This is a genomic window from Jongsikchunia kroppenstedtii DSM 45133, assembly GCF_000380485.1.
Taxonomy (GTDB): Bacteria; Actinomycetota; Actinomycetes; order Mycobacteriales; family Mycobacteriaceae; genus Jongsikchunia; species Jongsikchunia kroppenstedtii.
Window position 1 is genome coordinate 1 of the sequence record NZ_AQYG01000048.1, and the last position, 24582, is coordinate 24582.

General features: G+C 68.9%; 26 protein-coding genes and 1 rRNA gene. 21 read left to right on the forward strand and 6 right to left on the reverse strand.

Annotated features, from left to right (window positions below; genetic code table 11):
- Positions 1-166: 166 nt before the first annotated feature.
- The 9 genes from rrf to G341_RS0112600 all read left to right on the forward strand — a co-directional run bounded on the left by rrf (position 167) and on the right by G341_RS0112600 (position 7081).
- Positions 167-283 (forward strand): 5S ribosomal RNA (gene rrf, locus G341_RS0112560).
- A gap of 160 nt (positions 284-443) precedes the next feature.
- Entirely contained in the window at positions 444-1418 is a 975-nt protein-coding gene (locus tag G341_RS0112565; RefSeq protein WP_018179502.1) for an ABC transporter ATP-binding protein, read from the forward strand.
- Between the two features lie 28 nt (positions 1419-1446).
- Positions 1447-2229 carry an ABC transporter permease gene (locus tag G341_RS0112570; protein ID WP_018179503.1) on the forward strand — a complete coding sequence of 261 codons (783 nt, stop codon included), beginning with the start codon at positions 1447-1449 and terminating at the stop codon, positions 2227-2229.
- A complete protein-coding gene (locus G341_RS0112575) occupies positions 2226-2771 on the forward strand; it encodes a hypothetical protein (RefSeq protein WP_081622523.1) in 546 nt (181 codons plus the stop codon). Before G341_RS0112570 ends, G341_RS0112575 begins: the two co-directional genes overlap by 4 nt.
- A gap of 52 nt (positions 2772-2823) precedes the next feature.
- Positions 2824-4071 (forward strand): sensor histidine kinase, encoded by a 1248-nt coding sequence (locus G341_RS23080; protein WP_222836600.1) that lies wholly within the window; start codon positions 2824-2826, stop codon positions 4069-4071.
- Positions 3968-4657 (forward strand): response regulator transcription factor, encoded by a 690-nt coding sequence (locus tag G341_RS0112585; protein ID WP_026303608.1) that lies wholly within the window; start codon positions 3968-3970, stop codon positions 4655-4657. Before G341_RS23080 ends, G341_RS0112585 begins: the two co-directional genes overlap by 104 nt.
- Positions 4658-4688: 31 nt before the next feature.
- A complete protein-coding gene (gene glsA, locus G341_RS0112590; RefSeq protein ID WP_018179506.1) occupies positions 4689-6095 on the forward strand; it encodes a glutaminase A in 1407 nt (468 codons plus the stop codon).
- Between the two features lie 30 nt (positions 6096-6125).
- The gene (nucS, locus tag G341_RS0112595) at positions 6126-6800 is read left to right on the forward strand and encodes an endonuclease NucS (protein WP_026303609.1); all 675 of its coding nucleotides are present in this window, start codon (positions 6126-6128) and stop codon (positions 6798-6800) included.
- Entirely contained in the window at positions 6800-7081 is a 282-nt protein-coding gene (locus G341_RS0112600; protein ID WP_018179508.1) for a hypothetical protein, read from the forward strand. Before nucS ends, G341_RS0112600 begins: the two co-directional genes overlap by 1 nt.
- Before the next feature lie 9 nt (positions 7082-7090).
- Here the strand turns inward: G341_RS0112600 and G341_RS21990 are convergent, their stop codons facing one another.
- Together G341_RS21990 and mce are read right to left on the reverse strand one after the other, a co-directional pair.
- Positions 7091-8203 (reverse strand): hypothetical protein, encoded by a 1113-nt coding sequence (locus tag G341_RS21990; protein ID WP_018179509.1) that lies wholly within the window; start codon positions 8201-8203, stop codon positions 7091-7093.
- A gap of 120 nt (positions 8204-8323) precedes the next feature.
- Positions 8324-8794, reverse strand: coding sequence for a methylmalonyl-CoA epimerase (gene mce, locus G341_RS0112610; RefSeq protein ID WP_018179510.1), 471 nt, complete (start codon positions 8792-8794; stop codon positions 8324-8326).
- 122 nt (positions 8795-8916) lie between these two features.
- Here mce and G341_RS0112615 point away from each other — a divergent pair, with 122 nt between their 5' ends.
- The 3 genes from G341_RS0112615 (at position 8917) to G341_RS0112625 (ending at position 11538) form a co-directional block, all read left to right on the forward strand.
- On the forward strand, positions 8917-10110 hold the full coding sequence (locus tag G341_RS0112615; protein WP_018179511.1) for an acetyl-CoA C-acetyltransferase: 1194 nt from the start codon (positions 8917-8919) through the stop codon (positions 10108-10110).
- A 61-nt stretch (positions 10111-10171) separates the two neighbouring features.
- Positions 10172-10534, forward strand: a complete 363-nt coding sequence (locus G341_RS0112620) for a DUF3817 domain-containing protein (RefSeq protein WP_018179512.1) — start codon at positions 10172-10174, stop codon at positions 10532-10534.
- A gap of 113 nt (positions 10535-10647) precedes the next feature.
- Positions 10648-11538 (forward strand): tetratricopeptide repeat protein, encoded by an 891-nt coding sequence (locus G341_RS0112625; protein WP_026303610.1) that lies wholly within the window; start codon positions 10648-10650, stop codon positions 11536-11538.
- A 38-nt stretch (positions 11539-11576) separates the two neighbouring features.
- Here the strand turns inward: G341_RS0112625 and G341_RS21995 are convergent, their stop codons facing one another.
- The 4 genes from G341_RS21995 to G341_RS0112650 are packed head-to-tail and all read right to left on the reverse strand — an operon-like array spanning position 11577 to position 18355.
- Positions 11577-12956 carry a neutral zinc metallopeptidase gene (locus G341_RS21995; protein WP_018179514.1) on the reverse strand — a complete coding sequence of 460 codons (1380 nt, stop codon included), beginning with the start codon at positions 12954-12956 and terminating at the stop codon, positions 11577-11579.
- A gap of 34 nt (positions 12957-12990) precedes the next feature.
- Entirely contained in the window at positions 12991-14937 is a 1947-nt protein-coding gene (glgB, locus tag G341_RS0112640; protein WP_018179515.1) for a 1,4-alpha-glucan branching protein GlgB, read from the reverse strand.
- Complete coding sequence (locus tag G341_RS0112645; protein ID WP_018179516.1) at positions 14934-17021, reverse strand: ATP-dependent DNA helicase; 2088 nt, start codon at positions 17019-17021, stop codon at positions 14934-14936. The genes glgB and G341_RS0112645 overlap by 4 nt, the downstream gene beginning before the upstream one ends.
- Positions 17018-18355, reverse strand: coding sequence for a nicotinate phosphoribosyltransferase (locus G341_RS0112650; protein WP_043451514.1), 1338 nt, complete (start codon positions 18353-18355; stop codon positions 17018-17020). The genes G341_RS0112645 and G341_RS0112650 overlap by 4 nt, the downstream gene beginning before the upstream one ends.
- Positions 18356-18449: 94 nt before the next feature.
- Between G341_RS0112650 and clpS the strand changes: the two genes are divergently transcribed.
- The 9 genes from clpS (at position 18450) to G341_RS0112695 (ending at position 24563) form a co-directional block, all read left to right on the forward strand.
- Complete coding sequence (clpS, locus tag G341_RS0112655; protein WP_018179518.1) at positions 18450-18770, forward strand: ATP-dependent Clp protease adapter ClpS; 321 nt, start codon at positions 18450-18452, stop codon at positions 18768-18770.
- Between the two features lie 6 nt (positions 18771-18776).
- A complete protein-coding gene (gene aosR, locus G341_RS0112660; RefSeq protein ID WP_026303613.1) occupies positions 18777-19358 on the forward strand; it encodes an oxidative stress transcriptional regulator AosR in 582 nt (193 codons plus the stop codon).
- An 11-nt stretch (positions 19359-19369) separates the two neighbouring features.
- Complete coding sequence (locus G341_RS0112665) at positions 19370-20461, forward strand: P1 family peptidase (RefSeq protein ID WP_018179520.1); 1092 nt, start codon at positions 19370-19372, stop codon at positions 20459-20461.
- 37 nt (positions 20462-20498) lie between these two features.
- Positions 20499-20936, forward strand: a complete 438-nt coding sequence (locus tag G341_RS0112670) for a M67 family metallopeptidase (protein WP_018179521.1) — start codon at positions 20499-20501, stop codon at positions 20934-20936.
- Between the two features lie 17 nt (positions 20937-20953).
- Positions 20954-21226 (forward strand): MoaD/ThiS family protein, encoded by a 273-nt coding sequence (locus tag G341_RS0112675; protein ID WP_018179522.1) that lies wholly within the window; start codon positions 20954-20956, stop codon positions 21224-21226.
- Between the two features lie 9 nt (positions 21227-21235).
- Positions 21236-22207 (forward strand): PLP-dependent cysteine synthase family protein, encoded by a 972-nt coding sequence (locus G341_RS0112680; protein WP_018179523.1) that lies wholly within the window; start codon positions 21236-21238, stop codon positions 22205-22207.
- Positions 22204-22878 carry a rhomboid family intramembrane serine protease gene (locus G341_RS0112685; protein WP_043451516.1) on the forward strand — a complete coding sequence of 225 codons (675 nt, stop codon included), beginning with the start codon at positions 22204-22206 and terminating at the stop codon, positions 22876-22878. Before G341_RS0112680 ends, G341_RS0112685 begins: the two co-directional genes overlap by 4 nt.
- Positions 22875-23720 (forward strand): glutamate racemase, encoded by an 846-nt coding sequence (gene murI, locus G341_RS0112690; protein WP_018179525.1) that lies wholly within the window; start codon positions 22875-22877, stop codon positions 23718-23720. The genes G341_RS0112685 and murI overlap by 4 nt, the downstream gene beginning before the upstream one ends.
- Positions 23721-23798: 78 nt before the next feature.
- Positions 23799-24563, forward strand: a complete 765-nt coding sequence (locus G341_RS0112695) for a cyclic nucleotide-degrading phosphodiesterase (protein WP_018179526.1) — start codon at positions 23799-23801, stop codon at positions 24561-24563.
- Positions 24564-24582 lie beyond the last annotated feature (19 nt).

Genomic DNA, 24582 nt, shown 5'->3' on the forward strand with positions numbered 1-24582 from the left:
CAGGTGACTGGTACTAATCGGTCGAGGACTTACCAACACACAACAACCCAAAAAAACTTTTCACCCCCTATGGGGGGTGCGCATCCACTATGCAATATCTGAAACAACACACCCGTAAAACAAACGGGCAACCCCCAACCAGTTGGGGGTTTCTGTTTCATAGAGTTACGGCGGCCATAGCAGCAGGGAAACGCCCGGTCCCATCCCGAACCCGGAAGCTAAGCCAGCGAGCGCCGATGGTACTGCACCCTAACCAGTGCGGGAGAGTAGGACACCGCCGAACACAACATCCAGTGAAGGCCCCACCACACGGTGGGGCCTTCACTCTTTTCCGGGGCTCTTTCAGGCGGCGTAATCGAGGGCCGCCCCGCCTATGCATACGCATAGGCGAACATCCACATTCGCCAGACGATTCGAACCGCCGATCGGGCGAGGCTTGCAGCATGACTACCAGCAGCCTCGAATCAACGACCGATCCAACACGATCCGATCCGGCACCGGCCATCACCGTGTCGGCACTGACGAAACGTTTCGGCCGCCGCGTCGCGGTCGACAGTGCGTCGTTCACGGTGCCGGCGGGGTCCGTCACCGGACTCGTCGGGCCGAACGGCGCGGGGAAGACGACCCTGCTCGCGATACTCCTCGGCCTGGTGCGTCCGACCTCCGGCGAGGCGACGGTTCGCGGAGCATCGATCGACGACCCTGCGTCCTACGTGTCGGAGGTCGGCGCCCTCATCGAGACGCCGGCATTCCACCCGGCCGTGTCGGCGCGGACGAATCTGCGTTCGCTCGCAGCGTTGACCCCGGGCGCCGCTATCACCGATTCCGATATCGAAGACCTGCTTTCCCTGGTGGGACTGAACGACCGCGGCGGCGACCGGGTCGGCAGCTATTCACTGGGCATGAAGCAGCGTCTCGGAATCGCCGCCGCGCTCCTCGGTGACCCGTCGGTCGTGCTCCTGGATGAACCGACGAACGGCCTCGACCCGGTCGGAATGCAGGAGGTCCGCGAGATCATCGGCGCCGTCGCCGCCCGCGGATGCACGGTCCTGGTCTCGTCGCATCTGCTGAGCGAGTTGGAGCAGGTCTGTGACTGGTTGGTCGTGCTGCGCCGCGGCGGCCTGTTGTATCAGGGCCCGCTCGCCGACCTCACTGTCGGGGACGCGATCCTGCAGATCGCTCCGGCAGATCCCGCCGATATCGACCGGTTGGCCACCGCCGCAGCAGAATTCGGGAGGCCGGTGACGAACCGGGCCGACGCGCTCGACATCGCGGTCGACGACGACGGCGACGCGGAAGGGTTCGCCGCCGAGATCAGCCGCGCTGCCTATCGATCGGGCATCGTGCTCCGCGAACTGCACCTGGAACGCCCCGATCTCCACCGCCGCTACCTCGACCTCGTCGGCGACCCCGCCTAAGCGACCCGTCTACGGGAAAGGAACTGTCGTGTTCACCTCAACCCTTGCATCCTTCCGATCCGAATGGATCCTGCTCAACCGCGGACGACTATGGACATTGCTGCTGACGACGGCGGCGGTGCTGGCCGTCGGCGCGACCTGGCTGGTGCTCGACACCGCGGACACCGCCGGCCCGGAGCGAACGCCGCTCGCTGCGATCTCCGGGGCGACCAGCGCGGTGATGTCGGCGATGTCGTTCGTCGGACTGCTCGTCGCGGCGTCCTTCGCGGCGCTGGCCACCACCGAGATCGACCGCGGGCTGTTCCGCAGCGCACTGACCCGGCAGCCCCGACGCGTCGCACTGGTCGTCGGACGTCTAGCGGCGCGTCTATCGGTGGCCGCCGTCGCCGGGCTGGTGGTTCTGGTCGCCGGCGCCGTGACTGCCGTCGCCGTGGCGCCGTCCGTCGACGTCAGCACGAACGGGTGGTTCGGCGCGGACGGCCTTGGCCAGATCGCCCAGGATGCCGGCCGGTTTGCGCTGTTCACCGCCGTGTATGCCGCAATCGGCACGACGGCCGCGGTGGTCGTGCGGTCGACGCCGATCGCGCTGGGTGCGCTCCTACTGTGGTTCGGCCCGATCGAGAATGTGGTCGGCGCCGGTCATGGATGGGCCGAACGATGGTTCCCCGGCCTGGTGATGCGCAGCCTGATGAACCCCGACGCGCCGGCCGCCCTCTCCACGGGGACGGTGCTCTGGACGTCGGCGGTCTTCCTCGCCGTCTGCGCGACCATCACGCTGGTAGCCGTGTCCCGACGGGACGTGACGTCATGACCGCGCTTACCGGCACCCGACCCGGCCGGACTGCGGCGCCGACCAGGCGGCTGTCCCGGACCGCGCGTCGTGTGGCCCTGGGCGTGCACATCGTGTCCAGCGTCGGCTGGATCGGCGCCGACCTCGCGCTCATCACCCTGATGGCCACGGTTCTCACCACCTCGTCGGGTGCCGTCGCCTCGGCCTGCCTGCAGGCCATGGTCGTCATCATCCCGCCGATCGTTCCGGCGCTTGCTCTCGTGATGACGATCAGCGGCATCGTGCTGGGAATCGGCACGAAGTGGGGCCTGGTGCGCTACTGGTGGGTCGCGGTGAAGCTCGTCATCTCGATCATCTTGTCGGTATTGGTGCTGGTCCTGCTGCTGCCGAATGCCCTCACCGTTGACATTCCGCCGGCCACAGGCTCCGGCGATCAGGTGCGCGCGTCGATCGACATCTCCGGGTTTCTGATGCCGCCGATCGTGTCCGGGGTGGCGCTACTGGTCTCGGTGTGGCTGTCGGTGGCGCGGCCCGGAGGGCGCGTCCGTCGTCGTGATCGGTGACATCATGAGGACTGCCCGAGGGACGAATACGGGGCGGAGGACTGCAGGGACGGTGGCCGTGAGAATCCAGGAACGTCTGGCATTGGACGTCGCCCCGGCCGCGGTAATCGTCGTCTTGATCCTGCTCGCCACCCCGCATATCGAGCGAGCGACCGCCGCCGGGGCGGTGTTCGGGATCATCGCCGCGGCCTCCCTCGGCTGGATGCGTCACCGGCCGATTGTGCCCGCGGTGGTCGTGCCGGCCGCGATCTTCGGCTACCTTGCGCTGGACAATCCCGGCGGTCCGTCGTTGCTGGCGGGCCCGGTCTGCATGCTGGCGCTCGGCTATTACGCGAGGCGCGCGGTGCTGACGTGTGGCGTGGTGCTGATGATCGCGGCGGTGATGGTCGGGCAGCTCGTCGGGGCCGGCGCCATGGGTGGGATCGGCACCGCCGGTTCGGCGTGGGCGATCGCCCTCGCGTTGATCGGTCTCACCGTCCGGAATCGCCGGGACCGCGTCGTATCCCGCCGCCGGGAGCAGGATCTCGAGCAACAACAGGCGCTCACGTCCGAGCGGCTCCGGATCGCGCGCGACCTGCATGACTCCGTGGCGCACGCGCTGGCGACGATCAGCGTGCAGTCCAACGTCGCCGATCGACTCACCGAACGCGACCCGGCCGCGGCTCGCGCGGCGATCACGGCGATCCGGACGGCATCGGCGGAAGCGCTCGACGAACTCGGCTGGTTGTTGAACTCGCTGCGCGACACCGATATCGATGCCGCGCGGATCAGCGCCGGGATGGCGGGGATCGGCGACCTCATCGCCCGGGCCCGCGCCAACGGCCTGACGCTGACCTACCAGGAGTCGCCGCCGGATTCTGCCAGCCGGACGCCGGTGTCCGGGCCCGTCGGCATCGCGGTGTATCGCGTGGTGCAGGAGTCACTGAGCAACATCGTCCGCCACGTCGGACCGTCGGCGACCGCGTCGGTCCGCATCGATCGTGGAGACGATCTCACGGTGACCATTACCGACGAGGGCGGCGGCAGGCCCGCGGACGCGGGTGATGGTGGATCGACGCGCATGGGCATCGTCGGCATGCGCGAACGCGTCGAATCCACCGGTGGCATATTTTCGGCGGGACCGAATCGGGACGCCCCGGGTTCACGGTTGTGGCGCGATGGCCGTCGAGCATTCGCGCGGAACGACAGGACGGCTGATGATCAGGATTCTCGTGGTCGACGACCAGACCCTCGTCCGGACCGGCTTTCGCACCGTGCTCGAGCTGGAGCCGGACTTCGATGTCGTCGGCGAGGCCGCTGACGGCGACGCCGCGGTCGCCGAGGCACGCCGGCTCGTGCCCGACGTGGTCGTGATGGACATTCGGATGCCCGGCAGCAACGGGATCGAAGCCACGCGGCAGATCAGCGCCGATCCGCGGTTGTCGGAGACGAAGGTGCTGATCCTGACGACCTTCGAACTCGACGAGTATGTCTTCGAGGCGCTCAGCGCGGGGGCCGGCGGCTTCCTCCTCAAGCACGCCTCGGCCGATGAGCTGGTCGGCGCGGTGCGGACTGTGGCGGCGGGTGACGCGCTGCTGTCGCCGCGCAATGTGCAGCGGCTGGTCGCCGCGTTCGCCGCCGGACGCACCGGGCCGGGGTCGCAGCGGCCGACGGCCGCGCCGCCGACGGTCGCCGCGCTCACCGACCGCGAGCGCGAGGCGGTGGTCCTGGTGGCGCAGGGCGAATCCAACGAGGAGATCGCGCGACGATGGGTCGTCAGTGAGGGCACCGTCCGCACCCACGTGTCTCGGGCCATGACCAAGCTGCATGCGCGCGATCGGGCGCAGCTCGTCGTGATCGCCTATCGGAGCGGCCTGGTGAACCCGGACGACCTCGGACACGACTGATCCCGACCACACGGTTTGTAGACTTCGAGACATGCCCTCGATGGTGCAGCGCTACCTGGATCAAATCGCATTGACCTGTGTCGACGCCGACGAGGGGCAGGTGGCCGACTACATTCCGGAGCTCGGCGCGGTGAACCCGGACCAGTTCGGGCTCGCGCTCGCGATGCATCGCGGCTCGCTCTATACCGTCGGCGACGCGCACGTTCCGTTCACGATCCAGTCGGTGTCGAAGCCGCTCACCTACGCGCTTGCGTTGTCGCTCCGCGGTTTCGACGCGGTGGACGCGAAGCTCGGCGTCGAGCCGTCGGGGGAGGCGTTCAACGAGATCAGCGTCGACCCGGCGACCCATCGGCCGAAGAATCCGATGATCAACGCGGGCGCGATCGTCGCGGCGTCGCTGGTGTGCGACCCGAACGATCCGGCCGCGGGTTTCGCCCGGCTGCTGGACTGCTACTCGGCGTTCGCCGGCCGCAGCCTCGTCGTCGACGAGGCGGTCTATCAGTCCGAGAAGGCGACGGGCGCCCGCAACCGGGCCATCACCTACATGCTCGAGAGCCTCGGAATTCTGGATGTGGACCCGGAATTGGCCGTCGACCTGTACTTCCGCCAATGTTCGGTGCGGGTGACGGCCGAAGACCTTGCCGTGATCGCGGCGACGCTCGCCGCGGGTGGGAACAACCCGCGAACCGGCCGGGAGGTGTGCGCGCCCCACATCGTGCGTCGGGTGCTGAGCGTGATGACGACCTGCGGCATGTACGACGGCGCCGGCGACTGGGTGTCGGCGGTCGGGCTGCCGGCCAAGAGCGGTGTCAGCGGCGCCGTGCTGGCGGTGCTGCCCGGCCAGCTCGGCATCGGGGTGTTCTCGCCCCGGCTCGACGAGCACGGCAACAGCGTGCGCGGGGTGACCGCATGCCGGCGGCTGTCGTCGGACCTGGGACTGCACATGTTCAACGTGGTCGGTGAGGGGCGGGCGACCGTGCGGTCGTCCTACGACATCCGCGAGGTGCCCTCGGAGACGCCACGGGATGGTCGGGACGAGGCCATCCTGCGGGCGCGGCGTGACCGCGTGCGTGTCTACGACCTGCAGGGGCCGCTCACCTTCACGAGTATGGAGTCGGTGCTGCAGCGGCTGGACAGTGACAGCCAGCGGTTCGACGCGGCGATCTTGAATCTGGGACGCGTCGAGACCGCGGACGCGCTGTCGCGCGGCATGCTGTTCGGCATGCATGCCCAGCTGGAGAACAGCGGTCGGCTCGGCCTGGTGGTCGACCCGGATCGGGTGCTCTCGCGCGAGGCCGGTGCGTGGACGCTGGACGCCGTGCGCCAGGGCAAGCTCATGGCGGCCGTCGAATCGGCGCGCACGCATGTGTACCCATCGCTGTCCGAAGCCGTCTCTGCTGCAGAGGATTTCCTCCTCGCGGGGCCGCGGCTGCGTTGAGATACGCGGTCCGACCTCTAGAGTGGACGGGTGCGTCTAGTGATCGCGACCTGTCAGGTCGACTACGTTGGCCGGCTCACCGCTCATCTGCCGATGGCGAAGCGACTGCTCCTGATCAAGTCGGACGGATCGGTGAGCGTGCATGCGGACGACCGCGCCTACAAGCCGCTGAACTGGATGAGCCCGCCGTGCTGGCTCACCGAGGACACCACCGACGATGGCCGGACGCTCTGGATCGTCACCAACAAGGCCGACGAGCAGCTGCGCATCACGATCGAGGAGATCGAGCACGACTCCAGCCATGAGCTGGGCGTCGACCCGGGCCTGGTGAAGGACGGTGTGGAGGCGCATCTGCAGGAGTTGCTGGCCGAACATGTCGAGACGCTCGGCACCGGCTGGTCGCTGGTGCGTCGCGAGTACATGACGGCGATCGGTCCGGTCGACCTGATGTGCCGGGATTCGGATGGTGTTTCGGTCGCCGTCGAGATCAAGAGGCGCGGCGAGATCGACGGCGTCGAGCAGCTGACGCGGTATCTCGAACTGCTCAATCGGGATCCGCTGCTGGCGCCGGTGCAGGGTGTCTTCGCCGCCCAGCAGATCAAGCCGCAGGCCCGCACCCTTGCCGAGGATCGCGGAATCCGTTGTGTCGTCCTGGATTACGACGCGCTGCGGGGTACCGAGAGCAACGAGTTCCGGCTGTTCTGATGCCGCGGCGCAACAATCGTCCCGCGCCGACGCAGTCGGTGCCGGGCGGCGCCGGGCACGATCGGATCGAATCAGGGCCGGACGGCTCGGACTATCAGGTGCGCGCCGTCCCGGGAGCGCGGGCGGTCAAGCCCTATCGCTGTCCGGGCTGCGATCACGAGATCGCGGTCGGGGTGGCGCACATCGTGGCGTGGCCGGCCGACACGGACGGCGCCGACGACCGACGCCATTGGCACAGTGGCTGGTGGCGCGGCCGTCGTACCCGTCGACCGACCCGCTGAGCCGGAAGGTCAGCGGTAGGCGGGTGCGTCGTTGCCGTCGGCAGGACGTGACCGGTAGCCGTACAGCTGCTCGGTCTCCTGCGGAATGTCGGCGGAGTCGGCGGTCGGCGGCATCGACCGGCCGGACGTCGCCGGGCGCGACTGCCGCTGCGGGGCCTCGGCCCGACGTCGGTCGGCGGGACCATCGAGCTGGGCCGTCTCGGAGAGCCCGCCGTTGATCAGATCGTGGGTCTCGGTGTCCAGCAGATCGCGCTCGTTGTCCAGGGCGGCGAGCTTGGTCGGCACCTCGCCGAGCTGCTGACGGATCTCATCGAGCTGACCGAGCATGCGGGCGCGCAGCTGGCGGATCTGCTCGGAGAGCTCGTGCGAGCGGGTGATGCGTTCGGTCGCAATGGAATGCGAGTGCTGACGGATCCGCTCGGCCTCGGCGGTCGCATTGTCGACCCGCTCCTTGGCCTCCTTGGTGCTGTTGGTCTCCATCTCGTTGACCAGCGCGATCGCCTTGTCGCGACGAGCGGCCATCGTGGTGTCGAAGTCCTCCTGGATGCGGTCGCGATTGATCTGCGCCTGCTGGTCCAGATGCTCGACCTCGGCCGTGGCAGCCTCGACGATCCGGCGCGCCTCGTCGCGAGCGGCCTGCATGGTCGACTCGTGCTCGGCCTCCATGGCGGCGCGGCGGCTGCTCAGCTCGCGGCGGGCCTCTTCCTGCTCCGTGCGTGCCTGTTCGGCAAGTGCAGTCGCCTCGTTGCGCAGCCGTTCGGACTCCTGGCGGGCGACGGACAGCATCTCGTCGGCATCCGCCTGGGCGTTGGTGCGGATCTCCGCGGCCTCGTCGGAGGCGAGTCGCAGCATGCGCGACATGCGGTCGCTCATGCCCTCCGCGGTGGTCGGCGGCACCGACAGGTGATCGACCTCCCGGCGCAGATCGTCGATCTCGTCTCGGGCGTCTTCAAGGCGCTGGGCGAGCTCGGCCGCGTTCGCGGTCGCGGCGTCGCGGTCGGCGGCGATGACGCGCATCTCGGCGTCACGGCTGCGGTAGAACTCGTTGACCTGATCACGGTCGTAGCCGCGCATTGCGATGGCGAACGGCAGGCCGCCCCCGGGCTCGAATTGGTTTGCCATGGGCCAAATCTTACGCGGCACAGCGCGGTACGCCTGAGGGCCACCGTACCCGCGGTCGGCGTGTCGCCGCGGAAGCCGGATTTGTGACCGGTCTGTGACCGGCTGGAGTCCCGTCGCCGGTCAGTGGCCGGTGGCCGGCTCCACGAGCTCGATGAGAACACCGCCGGCGTCCTTCGGGTGGATGAAGTTGATCCGCGAATCGGCGGTGCCGCGCTTGGCCTGCGGGTACAGCACGCGGACGCCGCCCTCGGTGAGCCGGCGGACGACCTCGTCGACGTCGGTCACCCGGACTGCCATCTGCTGCATGCCGGGGCCGTTGCGGTCGATGAACTTGGCGATCGTGGACGTCTCGTCCAGCGGGGACAACAGCTGGATCAGCGCCTGTCCGGCCGGGCCGCCCGCCGGGCCGATCATCGCCTCGACGACGCCCTGCTCGGCGTTGACTTCCTGGTGCAGCTCGACCAGGCCGAGGTGTTGGGCGTACCAGGCCTTGGCCGCTTCCAGATCGGGGACGGCGATCCCGACATGATCGATGGCGGTGACCAGGTCGGCGATCGATCCGGCGAGCAGGGAATCAGCAGAAGCACTCATATGACCACGGTATCGCTGGGCCGGTGCGGTGGTCACGGGCGGGGCGGCGCACAATTGTGGGTAACCCGTCACTCCAGGCGCCTATGCGTGCCAAGCCCGAGACGGCAGATCGAGGAGGATCAATGTCTGCAGAACCGTCCGTCATTATTTCCGGTGCCCGCACGCCGATCGGCCGCCTGCAGGGCAGCCTGAAGGGCTTCAGCGCCGTCGATCTCGGCGCGATCGCGGTCAAGGGCGCTCTGGAGAAGGGCAACGTGCCCGCTGACGCGGTGCAGTACGTCATCATGGGTCAGGTCCTGACCGCCGGAGCCGGCCAGATGCCGGCGCGGCAGACCGCGGTAAAGGCCGGAATCGGCTGGGACGTACCGGCTTTGAGCATCAACAAGATGTGTCTGTCGGGCATCGACGCCATCGCGCTGGCCGATCAGCTCATCCGCGCCGGCGAGTTCGACGTGATCGTCGCCGGCGGCCAGGAGTCGATGACCCAGGCGCCGCATCTGCTCCCGGGCAGCCGCGACGGCTTCAAGTACGGCGATACCAAGCTCGTCGACCATATGGCGTACGACGGCCTGCACGACGTGTTCACCGATCAGCCGATGGGCGCCCTGACCGAGCAGAAGAACGACGAGATCACCTTCACCCGCGAGCAGCAGGACGAGTTCGCGGCGCGGTCGCACCAGCGTGCGGCGGCCGCCTGGAAGGACGGTCTGTTCGCCGACGAGGTCGTGCCGGTGAGCATCCCGCAGCGCAAGGGCGATCCGATCGAATTCAACGAAGACGAGGGCATCCGCGCGAACACCACCGTCGAGTCGCTCGCCGGACTGCGTCCGGCGTTCCGCACGGACGGCAGTATCACCGCGGCCAACTCGTCGCAGATCTCCGACGGTGCCGCCGCGGTGGTCGTGATGAGCAAGGCGAAGGCCACCGAGCTCGGCCTGGAGTGGATCGCCGAGATCGGCGCCCACGGCAACGTTGCCGGACCGGACTCGACACTGCAGCTGCAGCCGGCGAACGCGATCGCCAAAGCCTGTGCCCGCGAGGGTATTTCGCCGGCCGATCTGGACCTGGTGGAGATCAACGAGGCGTTCGCCGCCGTCGGTCTCGCGTCGGTGCAGGAGCTGGGGATCGATCCCGAGAAGGTGAACGTCAACGGCGGCGCCATCGCGGTCGGCCACCCGATCGGCACCTCCGGCGCACGCATCACGCTGCACCTCGTGCTGGAGTTGGCACGGCGCGGAGGCGGCGTGGGGGCGGCCTCGTTGTGCGGCGCCGGCGGTCAGGGCGACGCCCTGATCGTGCGGGTGCCCAAGAAGTAGCGTCCGGAGTCGATCGGGGTTCTACGACGCGAGGTAGTAGAACTCGGATCGATCAGGCACAATGGTGGCCATGCAGCTGTTTGACCTGAGTACCCCCGCCAAGCGCTTCCGCTTCATCGCGGTCCTGGAAGCGATCACCTGGCTCGCATTGCTGATCTCGATGGCAGTCAAGTACGGCGCCGACAACGCGTCGGCGACGTTCGTGCCGGGCATGGTCCACGGTGTCGTGTTCGTCGTGTTCGTCATCGTCTCGTTGCTGACCGCGCGGGCCCTGAAGTGGAACTTCAAGGTCACGGCCTGGGCGCTCTTCTCGTCGATCCCGCCGTTCGGCAGCATCGTCTTCGAGCAGTGGGCTCAGCGGCGCGGGCACCTGGCCGAGCTGTCGGACACCGCCGTCGAACCGGTTCCGGCCGCGGCGGCATAACCGCAGCGCGCACGGCCCCCACGTGGGCGCCTGCGCAAGGGTGAGAGACTGGAATCGTGACACGACCTACTTCCGGTGCAGCACGTCAGCAGGCGATGGCCCAGGCCGCGGCCATGTCCGGGGCAGTTGACCTTTCGGTCCTCAAGGAGCGAGCCGAGGCCAAACAGCGCGCCGCGCAGGCGCCGGCATCGCCGGCCGGCGACGGTTCCGGCGCCGGCGGCGCGATACCGGCCGTCTTCGACGTCACCGAGGCCAGTTTCGAGGCGGACGTCCTGGTGCGATCCACCCAGGTGCTGGTGCTGGTCGACCTGTGGGCCACCTGGTGCGAACCCTGCAAGCAGCTGTCGCCGACGCTCGAGGCGCTCGCCGAGGGCGCGAACGGCGCCTGGGTGCTCGCGAAGGTCGATATCGACGAGAACCCGCGGATCGCGCAGGCGTTCGGCGTGCAGTCGGTGCCGACAGTGATCGCGATCGCCGACGGCCAGCCGGTCGCGGCCTTCCAGGGTGTGCAGTCGGCCGCCCAGATCAACGGCTGGGTCGAGGAGATCCTGGCGAAGGTCGGCGGATCGCTGACCGGGGCGCCCGGCGGCAGCGAGGGTCCGGCCCCTGTCGACCCGCGTGTGGAAGCCGCGGAGGCGCTGCTCGCCGATGGCGACATCGACGGCGCGCTCGCGCAGTACCGCGAGATCAACGCGGCCGAGCCGGGCAATACCGAGGCCGCGCTGGCCGTCCGGAATCTGGAATTCCTCGTCCGCGCCCAGGGCTATGCACCCGGTGACAGCGAGGGCGACGGCGTCGATGCACGGCTGGTGCGTGCCGACGGCATGGTCCTGGCGCAGCAGCAGACCGACGCGTTCGACCTGCTGATCGAGACGGTCAAGCAGACCGCCGGCGACGAGCGCGATCGGGTGCGCACCCGGCTGCTCGAACTGCTGCAGCTCTTCGATCCGGCCGACCCGGACGTGGTGGCGGCGCGCCGCAAGCTCGCTCGCGCCCTGTACTGATCTTTCTGTACTGACTTCCTAAAGCCGGTACCGAGCGCTCAGGCGCGGTACTGATCGCAGCCGGCGGGCCCGCCCAGGTAGCCGCTGCCGAAGGCGTCGACGCGGGTCAGCCCGCTCGGGAGGGCCCGTGACTGCGCATCGCTGGCGGCCAATCCGTTGTCCAGGAGGCCGGATACCGCCGCGTCGACGTCGCCGGATCCCATGGTGAAATCGCCGAGGTCGCGGGTCGCCGCCGCCCACTGTCCGGTCATGCAGGCGGCCAGCGCCGCGCTGCCGGGCCGGTCGGTCGGCTCGCCGCGGCCGTGCAGTACGGCCAGCGCATACCGAGATGCGATGAGTGAGTAGGCGCTGAATCCATCGGTCATCAGCGTGGGGATCTGAGCGGGGCCGGAGTAGCCGACGCGCCCGATCGCCGTCAGCCGGTCGGCGTCGTAGAGCACGGTGTTCGTCGACGGGCAGTAGGTCACCGGCTGGCGCGCGGACGATCCGGTGCAGTCGGTCGTCGCCGCGCGGACCTGCGGTGCCGTCGGGCCGGGGCGGAAGTAGTCGGTCAGTGACCCGACGACGGCGGCCAGCGTGGTCGCCGAGAACGGTTGCGGCGCCAGGGTTCCGGCGGTGTCGTAGGGTGCGGGCTGCTTGGCCTGCCGTGCACGGACCGCGTCGAGCTGCAGGTCACGACAGGCAGCGGCGCCGCCGTGTACGCCGAGCGAGAAGGCGGTGACCCGGTCGAAGGACGTGCCGTGTTCGTTCTCGGTGCGCCGGATGTCGCGGGAAGCCGCGATGGTCGCCGCCGCGTCGGTGAGGCCGGAGGTGGAGCTGACCGTGAACCCAGGCGACTGCCCGGCGGCCACCCAATGCAGATAGGCGCCCGAAAAGCAGTCGGAGCGTTGCTCGTTGACGATCGGGGCGGGGTCGTTGATGGCAGCGAGGTTACTGATGCGATGGCCGTATTCGTGGGCCATCACCGCCAGCACGCCGATGTCACCGAACCCGCGCTCATAGGTGGGGATCAGGACCGCGCGATCCCAGCCGATGGAGTCGTCCTCCTGACAGTAGGCCGCGTTGTGATAGTCGTGACCGTCCTGGCCGCAGAACTGCGCTGCGGCAGGCGAATTCGAATCCCACGAGGACAGCCGGGTCTCCGGTGCGAACGGGTGGCCGAAGACGGCGGGGTAGGTCTGTGCCCAGAACTTCTGGATGTCATCGATCGCCGTGGCAACCAGCCGGTCGACCCGCCCGCCGTCGGTGCCGCTGACGGTCTCCGTCGGTGTCGGCGCGTTCGGCCGGATTCCGTTGGGGCCGGTCGAATACGGCAGGTCGCCGACCGAGAACAGACTCGGCGAACTCGGTGAGGCGGAATCGGTGTTCGAGTCGCCGCATCCGGCGGCGACCAGCACGATGCTCACCAGGGTGGCCACTGCGACGAGCCATCCGTGCCGAGCAGCTATCCGGCTAGGCATCAGCGGGATTCGTCGACGGTGCGGGTGTCAGCACGACTGCGGAGCAGGCGGGGATGGTGATGGCGGCCGATGCCGGCCGACCGTGCCAGCCGACACCGTTGGCCTGCACCGATCCCAGGTTGCCGACGCCGCTGCCGCCGTATTCGCGGGCGGCGGTGTTGAGGAGTTCGATCCAGCGACCGTCCTGCGGCAGCCCGATCCGGTAGTCGTGGCGGTCGACTCCGGAGAAGTTGAAAACACAGGCCAGGTAGCCGGTTTCGGCGGAGCTGCGCGGGTCGGGCCGCCGGAGAAAGGCGACGATATTGCCGATGGCGTCCGAATCGTCGATCCATTCGACGCTGCCGGCGGTGAGGCCGTGCAGTTCCGGTCGGGTGACGGCGAGGCTGTTGAGGTCGCCCACCAGCAGGCGCAGGCCGCCGCCGATATTGCCGCGCAACAGCTCCCAGTCGAGTTCGCGATCGTCCGCCCACTCGCGGATCTGGCCGAACTCCTGGCCCATGAACAGCAGCTGTTTCCCCGGGTGGCACCACTGATAGGCGAGCATCGCCCGGACGTTGGCCGCCCGCTGCGCCTCGGTGCCCGGCATCCGCGTCCACAACGTGCCTTTGCCGTGGACGACCTCGTCATGACTGATCGGCAGTAGGTGCGCCTCGGTGTCGACCTCGCGGAGCGAATTGGTCAGCCGGCCATGATGAAAGGCCCGGTGCACCGGGTCATTTCGCAGATACCCGAGCGTGTCGTGCATCCAGCCGAGATTCCATTTGAGGGTGAAGCCGAGGCCGCCGAGCGCGGTCGGCCGGGTGACGCCCGGCCAGGCCGTCGACTCTTCGGCGATCATCGCGACGCCGGGAAAGGCCTGGTGCACGGCATCGTTGAGCTCGCGGACGAACTCCATGGCCTCGATGTTCTCGTTGCCGCCGTACCGGTTGGGGGTCCACTGCCCGTCCGGCCGTGAGTAGTTGAGATACAGCATCGACGACACCGCGTCCACGCGCAGCCCGTCGATGTGGAATTCCTCGATCCAGTACAGCGCGTTGGCGATCAGGAAGTTGCGCACCTGTGGGCTGCCGAAGTCGAAGACGTAGGTGCCCCAGTCGGGATGTTCGCCGAGCTGGGGGTCGGCATGCTCGTAGAGCGCGGTGCCGTCGAATCGGCCGAGTGCCCAGACGTCCTTGGGGAAGTGGGCGGGCACCCAGTCCATGAGGACGCCGATCCCCAACGAGTGCAGATGATCGACTAAGGCCCGGAAGTCGTCCGGCGCACCGTATCTGGCGGTCGGCGCGTAATACGACGACACCTGGTAGCCCCAGGAGCCGCCGTAGGGGTGCTCGGTGATCGGGAGCAGTTCGACATGCGTGAAGCCCATTTCGGACACGTACGCGCCCAGCTCGACCGCGAGCTCGCGGTAACTCGAGGCGCGGTTGCGCCATGACCCGAGATGCACCTCGTAGACGGTCATCGGTCGGGTGCGGGGATCGATGTCGCGGCGGGCGTCGATCCACGTCCGGTCGGTCCATCGGTGTTCGGTCAGCGTGACCACCGACGCGGTGCCGGGCATCGGTTCCGCCTGGCGCGCAAGCGGATCAGCCTTGTCCTGCACACTGCCATCCGGCCCGGTGACCCGGAACTTGTAGAGCGAGCCGACGCGGGCCTCAGGGATCAGCACGCTCCAGACCCCGGATTCGCGCGCGAGCATCGGCTCCGGCGCCCAGTCGTTGAAGTCGCCGATCACCGCGACCGAACGGGCGCGCGGTGCCCACACCGAGAAGCGCACCCCGGCACCTGGCGTAGCCGGATCGGTTGTCCCCGTTGGTTGGGCGCCGAGCACCTCCCACAGCCGGCGATGGCGTCCGGCGGCGATCAGCCGCAGGTCGTTGATCGACGGCGCCAGCGTGGAATGCGTGGTATGCCGTCGGGCCGGCGAGGTGGGACGGATCACGAGACGCGGGCCTCGCGCAATCGGGTGAGGGCACCGCGCGCCTGCGCGGGATCGGTGGTGCGCCAGAACGGCGGCAGCGACGCCACCAGGAACCCGCCGTAGCGGGCGGTGGCCAGCCGGGAGTCGAGCACCGCGACGACGCCGCGATCGTCGGTGGCCCGCAGCAGCCGACCGGTGCCCTGGGCGAGCAGCAGTGCCGCATGGCTCGCGGCGACCGTCATGAAGCCGTTGCCGCCGCGTGCTTCGACGGCCCGCTGGCGAGCGGTGAGCAATGGATCGTCGGGGCGGGGGAAGGGGATTCGGTCGATCGTCACCAGGGTGCACGACGGGCCGGGCACGTCGACGCCCTGCCACAGTGACAGCGTGCCGAAGAGGCAGGTGGGCTCGTCTTCGGCGAACCGGCGGACCAGTGCGCCGGTGGCGTCGTCGCCCTGACACAGGATCGGCACGTCGACGCGTTCGCGAAGCTCCTCGGCCGCCTCCTTGGCGGCGCGCATCGAGGAGAACAGGCTCAGGGTGCGGCCGCCGGCCGCGCCGATCAGCTCGGTCAGTTCGGTGAAGAAACGCTCGCCGAGGCCGTCGCGTCCGGGCGGCGGAAGGTGTTTGGCCACATAGAGAATCGCCGACGATCCGTGGTTGAACGGCGAGCCCACGTCGAGCCCGGTCCAGCGGACGCCGGTCGCCGCGGTCTTGCCGGTGGCGGTGACAGAGCGCGACCCGGTCTCGGCCGCCGCGTCGGAGTCGATCGTCGATCCGGCCGCGATCGGCAGGCCCCAGGTGACGGCGAGCGCGTCGAACGAGCCGCCGATCGTCAGCGTTGCCGACGTCAGAATCACCGTGGCATCGGCGAACAACGAGGCGCGCAGCAGGCCGCCGACCGACAGCGGGGCCACCCGCAGCACGCGACGCCTGTCGGACCGGACCAGTTCCTCGCCGACCCACACCACGTCGGCGCGCCGGGATTCGTCGGGTTCGGCGAAGGACTCGAGGATCCGGACGACGGCGTCCCGCGTCTCCTCCAGCCCGGTGACGGCCGCGGATCGGGCCGCCGCGGCCTCCGGATCGGCGGCCGCGCCGCGCTGCACCGGCCCGATCGCGGTGCGGGCCTGCGCAAGTCGATCACGCAGCGATGCAAGGGTTTCCGCCGCGCCGACCGGGATCTCCGCCCAGCGGCCGATCGGTACCTGGTCGAGCAGCGTCCCGAGCAGCTCGCCGCCGCCGGCAAGCGCGTCGGCCAATTCGTCGTCGATGAGCTTGCCGCACCGGCGTGCCAGGCCGGCGATGGATGCCGAGGACAGTTCGTTGGTCGCCACCGAGGTGATGCGGTCGGTCAGCTCGTGCGCCTCGTCGACGATGACGACGTCATGTTCGGGGAGGATGTCGGCCGGGCTGAGGGCATCGATGGCCAGCAGCGCGTGGTTGGTGACGACGAGGTCGGCCTGGGTCGCCTTGCGGCGCGCGGTCTCGGCGAAGCAGTCGGTGCCATACGGACAGGTGTTGGCGCCCAGACATTCTCGTGCGCTGACGCTGACCTGGCGCCAGCCGTTGTTGCTGACGCCGGGATCCAGATCGTCACGGTCGCCGGTCTCGGTGTCGGAGGTCCACTCGCGGAGGCGCTTGACCTCGCGGCCCATGGCCGAGATCGCGAACGCGTCAAAGAGCTCGCCATCGGGTTCGTCGGCCGCCCCGGAGTGAATCTTGTTCAGGCAGAGATAGTTTCCACGCCCCTTGAGGATCGCGACTTCCGGGCGGCGGCCCAGCGAGGGCGCCAGCGCGTCGGCGAGGCGGGGGAGATCGCGGTCGATCAGCTGCCGCTGCAGGGCGATGGTCGCCGTCGACACGAGCACCGTCTTGCCGGTCTCGACCGCGTGGCGCACCGCGGGCACCAGATACGCCAATGACTTTCCGGTGCCGGTGCCGGCCTGCACCGCCAGATGTTCGCCGGTGTCGATAGCGTTGGCCACGGCCGACGCCATGGCGAGCTGGCCGTCGCGATGCGCGCCGCCGACCGACCCCACCGCGGTCGCCAATAGTTCGGCGACCGAGGGGATCTCGTCGGTGACGGTGCTGTCGGGGTTGGTCATCGGCCGCCGCCCGATAGGAATCGCGTCGGGATGGCCGGATCGCCGTGCGAGAGGCCGAGGCCTTCCCAGGGCAGCGACACCAGGGCGGCGCGCAGGTGATCGCGGGCCGCGGTGAGGTCCGGCTGGTCGGCGACCAGGTTGCCGCCGCGCACGAGCGGATGCTGCAGCGCGGTCACGGTGAGCCCGCCGGTCTCCGGAATAGCCTGCGGTTCAGGGTGTTCGATCGCCGAGATGATCTCCTCGACGATGGTCCCGGACGGCTTCGCCGCGCGATAGGCGTACTTGGTGCCGCCGCGCGATTCCTTGTGGCTGGCGCGCTTGGTGACCGGTACGCCGTCGACCTCGACCAGCTTGTAGACCATGCCGGCGGTCGGGGCGCCGCTGCCGGTGACCAGAGCGGTACCGACACCGTAGGTGTCGACCGGCTCGGCCCGCAGCGCGGCGATCGCGTACTCGTCCAGGTCGCCGGAGACGACGATCCGCGTCGACGTCGCGCCCAGGTCATCGAGCTGCGCCCGGACCTGTCGCGCCAGCACGCCGAGGTCGCCGGAATCGATTCGGACGCCGCCCAGTTCGGTTCCGGCGGCGGCGACCGCGTTCTCGACGCCGGTGGTGATGTCGTAGGTGTCGACCAGCAATGTGGTCTCGGCTCCGAGGGAGGCGACTTGCGCGCGGAACGCCGCCAGCTCGCCGGCGGCTGCGGCCTGGGGATCGCCGGCGGCGTGCAGCAGGGTGAACGCGTGCGCGCTCGTCCCGGCCGTCGGTACTCCGTATCGCCTGCCGGCCTCCAGATTCGACGTTGCAGCGAGTCCGGCGAGGTAGGCGGCGCGGGCTGCGGCCACCGCGGCCTCCTCGTGCGTGCGCCGTGAACCCATCTCGATGATCGGTCGCGATCCGGCCGCGGTCACCATGCGAGCGGCGGCGGACGCGATGGCGCTGTCGTGATTGAGGATCGACAATGCCAGCGTCTCCAGGAGCACGCATTCGGCGAAGGAACCGCGGACCGTCAGCACCGGCGATCCGGGGAAGTACAGTTCGCCCTCGCGGTAGCCATCGATCTCGCCGCCGAATCGATAGTCGGCCAGCCACGAGACAGTCGGCGGATCGAGGAACGCGCTCACGGCCGCCAGTTCCTCGTCCTCGAAGCGGAAGTGCTCGAGCCGTTGCAGAAAGCGCGGAATCCCGGCCATGACGCCGTAGCGGCGGCCGTCCGGCAGGCGCCGGGCGAATACCTCGAACGTGCACTGTCGATCGGCCGTTCCGTCCGCGAGCGCGGCCGCGAGCATCGTCAGCTCGTAGCGATCGGTAAGCAATGCCGGCGAGCTCGGCGGCAGCGACGCAGGCGTCCCGGCCGGCGGTGCCGCGGCTACCGCCGCACTCTGACTAACGGGACTTTCCGATACGGCCACACTCGGTACCCTATGACGCATGGGAAGCAGTACCGCGCGCACGTCGGACGCGTCTCCGGCAGGCACGGTGACGGCCGATCCCGATCAGCGCACGGACGAGGACCTGGATCGGCCGTGGCTGACGGTGGTCTGGGACGATCCGGTCAACCTGATGCGGTACGTGACCTATGTGTTCCAGAAGCTGTTCGGCTACAGCGAGGCCAAGGCCTCGGAGCTGATGATGCAGGTGCATACCGAGGGCAAGGCCATCGTGTCGTCCGGTGGTCGGGACAAGGTCGAGCTTGATGTACGCAAGCTGCATGCCGCGGGGCTGTGGGCAACGATGCAGAGGGATGGCTGATTCGCGGTGCGCAACTGGCGTAGGCGGGGGCATGGTGCGCAGGTGCGGATCACGTCCGAATTGGACGGGCCCGAGGCGGAATTGATCCGGTCGCTGGCCGACTCGATGCTCGAACTCCTGGCCGAACGCGAGGCCACGGCGCCGGTCGACGAGCTGGCGGCGATGACCGGGATCCGCACCGGGCACTCGCACAGCCCTGACGACGCGACCCTCGGCCGGTTGCTGCCGGATTTCCATCGGCCCGACCAGGACGAGACCACCGCCCCGGACGCGGCCACCGGCGATCTCAACGGCGCGCTGCGCAGTGTGCACGAGCCGCACATCATCGCCGCCAAAACCGAAGCGGCGCAGATCATCCTGGACACGCTTCCGGCCGACGGCGGGACGCTGTCACTCACCGAGGAACAGGCCGAGCAATGGTTGACGGCGATCAACGACATCCGGCTGGCTCTGGGCGCGATGCTGGGCGTCACCGAATCCACACCTGATCAGCTGCCCGACGGCGACCCGATGGCACCGCACCTGGACGTCTACCACTGGCTGACCGTCGTGCAGGAGCTGCTCGTGGTCGCCCTGATGGGGAAGTGACGACGACTCCCATGACACCGGCCAGCGGTCGACACGATTCCATCACCGACATCGACGGGATCGCGGTCGGGCATTGGCAGCAGATCGATACCGACGCCACCGTCGCGACGGATGATGCACCCGGCAAGGGCTGGGCGAGCGGTACGACGGTCCTCACCCTGCCGACCGGTGCGGTCGTGGCGGTCGACTGCCGCGGTGGCGCTCCGGGCACGCGGGAGACCGATCTGCTCGACCCCGCCAACACCGTGCAGACCGCTCACTCGGTGGTCCTCTCCGGGGGCAGCGCCTTCGGGCTGGCTGCCGCCGACGGGGTGATGAACACGCTGGAACAGCGCGGCGTGGGCCTGCCGATGGACGCGGCCGGCCACGTGGTGCCGATCGTGCCGGCCGCGGTGATCTTCGATCTGCCGGTAGGTGCCTGGGCGCATCGGCCGGATGCGGAGTCCGGCCGCCTCGCGCTGGACGAGCTGACGACCGGGCCGGTGGCTCGTGGCAGTGTCGGCGCCGGAGCCGGCGCGCGGGCCGGTGCGCTCAAGGGCGGGGTCGGCAGCGCGAGCGTCGTGCTCGACGCCGGTCCGGCTGCCGGTGTCACCGTCGGCGCGCTGATGGTCGCCAATCCAGTGGGTTCGGTGCTCGATCCGGAGACCGGATTGCCCTGGGAGACAACGGCGGCCGACCTGGCGTATTTCGGTCTGCAGCCGCCCGACGACCGCGACCGGGAGCGGTTCGCCGAGCTGTCCGCCAAGTCGACCGTCCTGAACACGATCGTCGGCGTGGTGGCCAGCGATGCGCCGCTCGACAAGGCGGCCACCCGGCGGGTGGCGATCGCCGCCCACGACGGGCTGGCCCGAGCCGTCCGGCCGGCGCACACGCCGATGGACGGGGACACCATCTTCGCGGTCTCCACCGGTCGGGCCACCCCGCCCGAACCGGGCATACCGGTGCCGCCGGGGCTGCGCGCCGACGCCGCCGTGGTGGCCGCGGTCGGACACGCGGCGGCCGTGGTCACCAGGCGTGCCGTCATCAATGCAGTCGTCGCGGCCACGTCGGTCGCCGGAATACCGTCGCTGACCGACACGTTGCCTTCGGCAGTACGCGCGTAGCAGCGGGCCGAAGGCGATGGGCCGGAAAGGGGAGACGATGACGCTGACGATCTCGTCCGCCCTGGCCCGGAAGATGGTCGAGCATGCGCGCGCCGACCACCCCGACGAGGCCTGCGGCGTGATCGCGGGGGCCGAGGGATCCGACCGGCCGGAACGCTTCATCGCGATGTTGAACGCGGAGCGCTCGCCGACGTTCTACCGCTTCGATTCGGCGGAGCAGCTGCGCGTCTGGCGGGAGATGGAGCGCCACGATGAGGAGCCCGTCGTCATCTATCACTCGCATACGGCGACCGAGGCGTACCCGAGCCGCACCGACGTCTCGTATGCGTCGGAACCGCAGGCACATTACGTGCTCGTCTCGACCCGCGACGCCGAGCCCGCGGAGTTCGGCACCGCCGCCTTTGACGGGGTCGAGGTGCGCAGCTATCGCATCGTTGACGGCGTGGTGACCGAAGAACCGATCGAAATCATCTGACCGACAGGGAGTTTCGCATGTCCGTGACCGTATCCGTGCCGACGATCCTGCGTCCCTACACCGGCGACGCCAAGCGAGTCGATGGCACCGGCAGCACCCTCGGCGAGCTGATCGACAACCTCGACGGCGCCCACGCCGGCATCAAGGACCGGCTCGTAGCCGACGGCAAGCTGCACCGGTTCGTGAACATCTACGTCAACGACGAGGACGTCCGCTTCACTGGCGGCCTCGACACCGCGATCGCCGACGGCGACGACGTCACGATCCTGCCCGCTGTCGCGGGCGGGTAGCCCGGTGCCATGGCTCGTTTCGACTCGCTGATCGATTCCCTCGGCGGCACGCCGCTCATCGGGCTGCCGACCCTGTCGCCGCGCTGGGACGACGATGCGCAGGGTCCGCACGTGCGGCTGTGGGCGAAGCTGGAGGATCGAAATCCGACCGGATCGATCAAAGATCGTCCGGCCCTGGCGATGATCGAGCGGGCCGAGGCCGACGGGACTCTGCGACCGGGCATGACGCTGCTCGAACCGACGAGCGGCAACACCGGGATCGCCCTGGCGATGGCCGCCAAGCTGAAGGGCTACCGGCTGATCTGCGTCATGCCGGAGAACACGTCGGCCGAACGGCGGCAGCTGCTCTCGATGTACGGCGCCGAGATCATCTCGTCGCCGGCCGCGGGCGGATCGAACACCGCGGTCGCGATGGCCAAGGAGCTCGCGGCCGAGCATCCGGACTGGCTGATGCTGTACCAGTACGGCAACGCCGCGAACGCCGACGCGCACTACCTGACGACCGGGCCGGAGCTGCTGGCCGATCTGCCGGAGATCACCCATTTCGTCGCCGGCCTCGGCACCACCGGCACGTTGATGGGCGTCGGCCGATACCTGCGCGAACGCGTCGCCGACGTCGGGATCGTCGCGGCCGAACCGCGGTACGGCGACGAGGTGTACGGCCTGCGCAACATCGACGAGGGCTTCGTGCCGGAGCTGTACGACGATTCGGTGCTCACCACCCGCTATTCGGTGACCGGCCGGGACGCGATCGCCCGCGTGCGCGAACTGATCGATACCGAGGGCATCTTCGCCGGCGTGTCCACCGGCGCCGTGCTGCAGGCCGCGATGGCGGTGGGTCGCAAGGCGATTCGGTCCGGTACCGAGGCCGATATCGCGTTCGTGGTGGCCGACGCCGGTTGGAAGTATCTGTCGACCGGGGCGTACGAGGGCAGCCTGGACGACGCGGGTGCGGCGCTCGACGGACAATTGTGGGCATGACGAACGGCGATTTCCCGTCGGGCCTGCCGCAGCCCGCGCGTCCGGGAGGCGCACCCGTCTCCCGTCGGGACCGGATGACGGCGCTGTGGTTGCGGTCGGCGGTGGCGATTCTGGCGATCACCGCGCTGCTGATCGTCATCGAGGCGATCGACTCGGCGACCGGGCATCGGATGGACGACGAGGGCATCGAGCCGCGGCACTGGTCGGGTCTGCTCGGGGTGCTGGTGTCGCCGTTCCTGCATGCCGACTGGAGTCACCTGATCTCGAACGTCGTGCCGGGCGTCGTTCTGGGCTTTCTCGTGCTGCTGTCGGGGCGGTTCGCCGTGGTCACCGCGGTCGTCTGGTTCACTTCCGGTGTGGGCGTATGGCTGTTCGGGGCGTCGGGCACCGTGACGATCGGCGCATCGGGGATCATCTTCGGGTGGCTCGCATTCATCCTGGTGCGCGGCATTTTCAGCCGGGTGGTCTGGCAGATAGCTCTGGGAGTGGTGGTGCTCATGGTGTACGGCGGCGTCCTGTGGGGCGCACTGCCCGGCACCCCGGGAATCTCCTGGCAGGCGCATGCCTTCGGTGCGGTGGGCGGCGTGCTCGCGGCCTGGTTCCTGGGCGCGCGCGAACGCGAGCAGCGCGCCGTCGACAGCGGTAATACCCCGAGGAAAATCACCGGATGAGCGGTGACGTGAGTCCGGATCTGGCGTTCGCGCCGATCGGCATCTTCGATTCGGGCGTGGGCGGATTGACGGTCGCCCGTGCCGTCATCGATCAGCTGCCCGACGAAGACATCCTCTACATCGGCGACACGGCGCATTGTCCGTACGGCCCGCGCACGATCCCGGATATCCGCGCCAAGGCACTGACCCAGCTCGACGCGCTGGTCGACCGCGGCGTCAAGGCGCTGGTGATCGCCTGCAACTCGGCCTCCACGGCGTGCCTGCGGGACGCGCGCGAGCGCTACTCGGTGCCCGTGATCGAGGTCGTGCTGCCGGCCGTGCGTCGGGCCGTGGCCACGACGCACTCCGGGCGGATCGGGGTGATCGGCACCGCGGCCACCATCGCGTCGCGGGCCTACGAGGACTCGTTCGCGGCAGCGCCCGATCTGCAAATCACGTCGGTGGCCTGCCCGCGGTTCGTCGACTTCGTCGAGCGCGGAATCACCAGCGGGCGGCAGATTCTCGGGCTTGCGCAGGGCTACCTCGAACCCCTCCAGCAGGCCGGCGTCGACACCTTGGTGCTCGGCTGCACGCACTATCCGTTGCTGTCCGGTGTCATCCAGCTCGCGATGGGCGATTCGGTGACGCTGGTGTCCAGCGCGGAGGAGACCGCCAAGGATGTGGTGCGCGTTCTCACCGAGCGCGATCTGCTCCATCCGCATAGCGTCGACGGCGGCGATGACGTCGTCGGCGGTCGCGATCGTGCCGTCCGGGAGTTCCTGGCAACGGGCGATCCGGAGGCCTTCGAGCGACTCGCATCACGTTTCCTCGGACCGGCGCTCGACCACGTTCGATCGGTCTGATCGTCACGCGCATCACGTTCGTGGTGTCTATTGCTGTTAATCGGACACGACAAATGTTTTGCGTGGCAGAGTGAACACATGCAGTTGACGGTGTTGGGATGTTCGGGCAGTCTCGGCGGCCCGCAATCCCCGGCATCGGGCTATCTCCTGTCGGTCCCCGGCGAGCAGCCGGTGGTCATGGACTTCGGTCCCGGTGTGCTCGGTGCGTTGCAGAAGTACCTGGACCCCAATTCCGTTGCGGTCCTATTGAGTCACCTGCATGCCGACCATTGCATCGACCTCGCCGGACTGCTGGTGTGGCGTCGGTACGCCCCGGTGCCTGCGGTCGGTAAGACCGCTCTCTTCGGTCCGCCCGGGACGGCCGAGCGAGTCGGCGCCGCGTCATCGGAATACGCCGGCGAGCTCGACGACATCAGCGATACCTTCGACGTCGACACGTGGGTCGACGGCACCGTCGTGAAGGTGGGCGGAATGACCGTGTTGCCGCGCAAGGTCAACCACCCGCCGCAGACCTACGGGCTGCGCGTCACCGCGCCGGAGGGACAGACGCTGGCGTTCAGCGGTGACACCGGCGTCTGCGACGAGGTCGTCGACCTCGCCCGAGATGCCGATGTGTTCCTGTGCGAGGCGTCGTGGACGCACGATCCCGCCAACCGCCCGCCCAACCTGCATCTGTCCGGTGTCGAGGCCGGTCAGATGGCCAAGGCCGCCGGCGTGAAGCAGTTGGCGCTGACCCATATTCCGCCCTGGACCGACACCGAGGCGGTGGTCAACGAGGCCCGTTCGCAGTTCGACGGGCCGATCTTCGCCGTCGCACCCGGGCAGGTCATCGAGATCGGCTGAACTGACCCGTGGTGCAGAA

Bases quoted from the DNA above. Each gene is read 5' to 3' on its own strand.
- G341_RS0112575 (WP_081622523.1), top strand. From the start codon at position 2,226: ATGACCGCGCTTACCGGCACCCGACCCGGCCGGACTGCGGCGCCGACC.
- G341_RS0112585 (WP_026303608.1), top strand. From the start codon at position 3,968: ATGATCAGGATTCTCGTGGTCGACGACCAGACCCTCGTCCGGACCGGC.
- murI (WP_018179525.1), top strand. From the start codon at position 22,875: ATGAGCGGTGACGTGAGTCCGGATCTGGCGTTCGCGCCGATCGGCATC.
- mce (WP_018179510.1), bottom strand. From the start codon at position 8,794: ATGAGTGCTTCTGCTGATTCCCTGCTCGCCGGATCGATCGCCGACCTG.
- G341_RS0112675 (WP_018179522.1), top strand. From the start codon at position 20,954: ATGTCCGTGACCGTATCCGTGCCGACGATCCTGCGTCCCTACACCGGC.
- G341_RS0112680 (WP_018179523.1), top strand. From the start codon at position 21,236: ATGGCTCGTTTCGACTCGCTGATCGATTCCCTCGGCGGCACGCCGCTC.
- G341_RS0112695 (WP_018179526.1), top strand. From the start codon at position 23,799: ATGCAGTTGACGGTGTTGGGATGTTCGGGCAGTCTCGGCGGCCCGCAA.
- G341_RS0112615 (WP_018179511.1), top strand. From the start codon at position 8,917: ATGTCTGCAGAACCGTCCGTCATTATTTCCGGTGCCCGCACGCCGATC.
- G341_RS21990 (WP_018179509.1), bottom strand. From the start codon at position 8,203: ATGGCAAACCAATTCGAGCCCGGGGGCGGCCTGCCGTTCGCCATCGCA.
- glsA (WP_018179506.1), top strand. From the start codon at position 4,689: ATGCCCTCGATGGTGCAGCGCTACCTGGATCAAATCGCATTGACCTGT.
- G341_RS0112685 (WP_043451516.1), top strand. From the start codon at position 22,204: ATGACGAACGGCGATTTCCCGTCGGGCCTGCCGCAGCCCGCGCGTCCG.
- G341_RS0112665 (WP_018179520.1), top strand. From the start codon at position 19,370: ATGACACCGGCCAGCGGTCGACACGATTCCATCACCGACATCGACGGG.
- G341_RS0112625 (WP_026303610.1), top strand. From the start codon at position 10,648: ATGTCCGGGGCAGTTGACCTTTCGGTCCTCAAGGAGCGAGCCGAGGCC.
- G341_RS0112600 (WP_018179508.1), top strand. From the start codon at position 6,800: ATGCCGCGGCGCAACAATCGTCCCGCGCCGACGCAGTCGGTGCCGGGC.
- clpS (WP_018179518.1), top strand. From the start codon at position 18,450: ATGGGAAGCAGTACCGCGCGCACGTCGGACGCGTCTCCGGCAGGCACG.
- G341_RS0112670 (WP_018179521.1), top strand. From the start codon at position 20,499: ATGACGCTGACGATCTCGTCCGCCCTGGCCCGGAAGATGGTCGAGCAT.
- G341_RS0112620 (WP_018179512.1), top strand. From the start codon at position 10,172: ATGGTGGCCATGCAGCTGTTTGACCTGAGTACCCCCGCCAAGCGCTTC.
- G341_RS0112565 (WP_018179502.1), top strand. From the start codon at position 444: ATGACTACCAGCAGCCTCGAATCAACGACCGATCCAACACGATCCGAT.
- G341_RS0112645 (WP_018179516.1), bottom strand. From the start codon at position 17,021: ATGACCAACCCCGACAGCACCGTCACCGACGAGATCCCCTCGGTCGCC.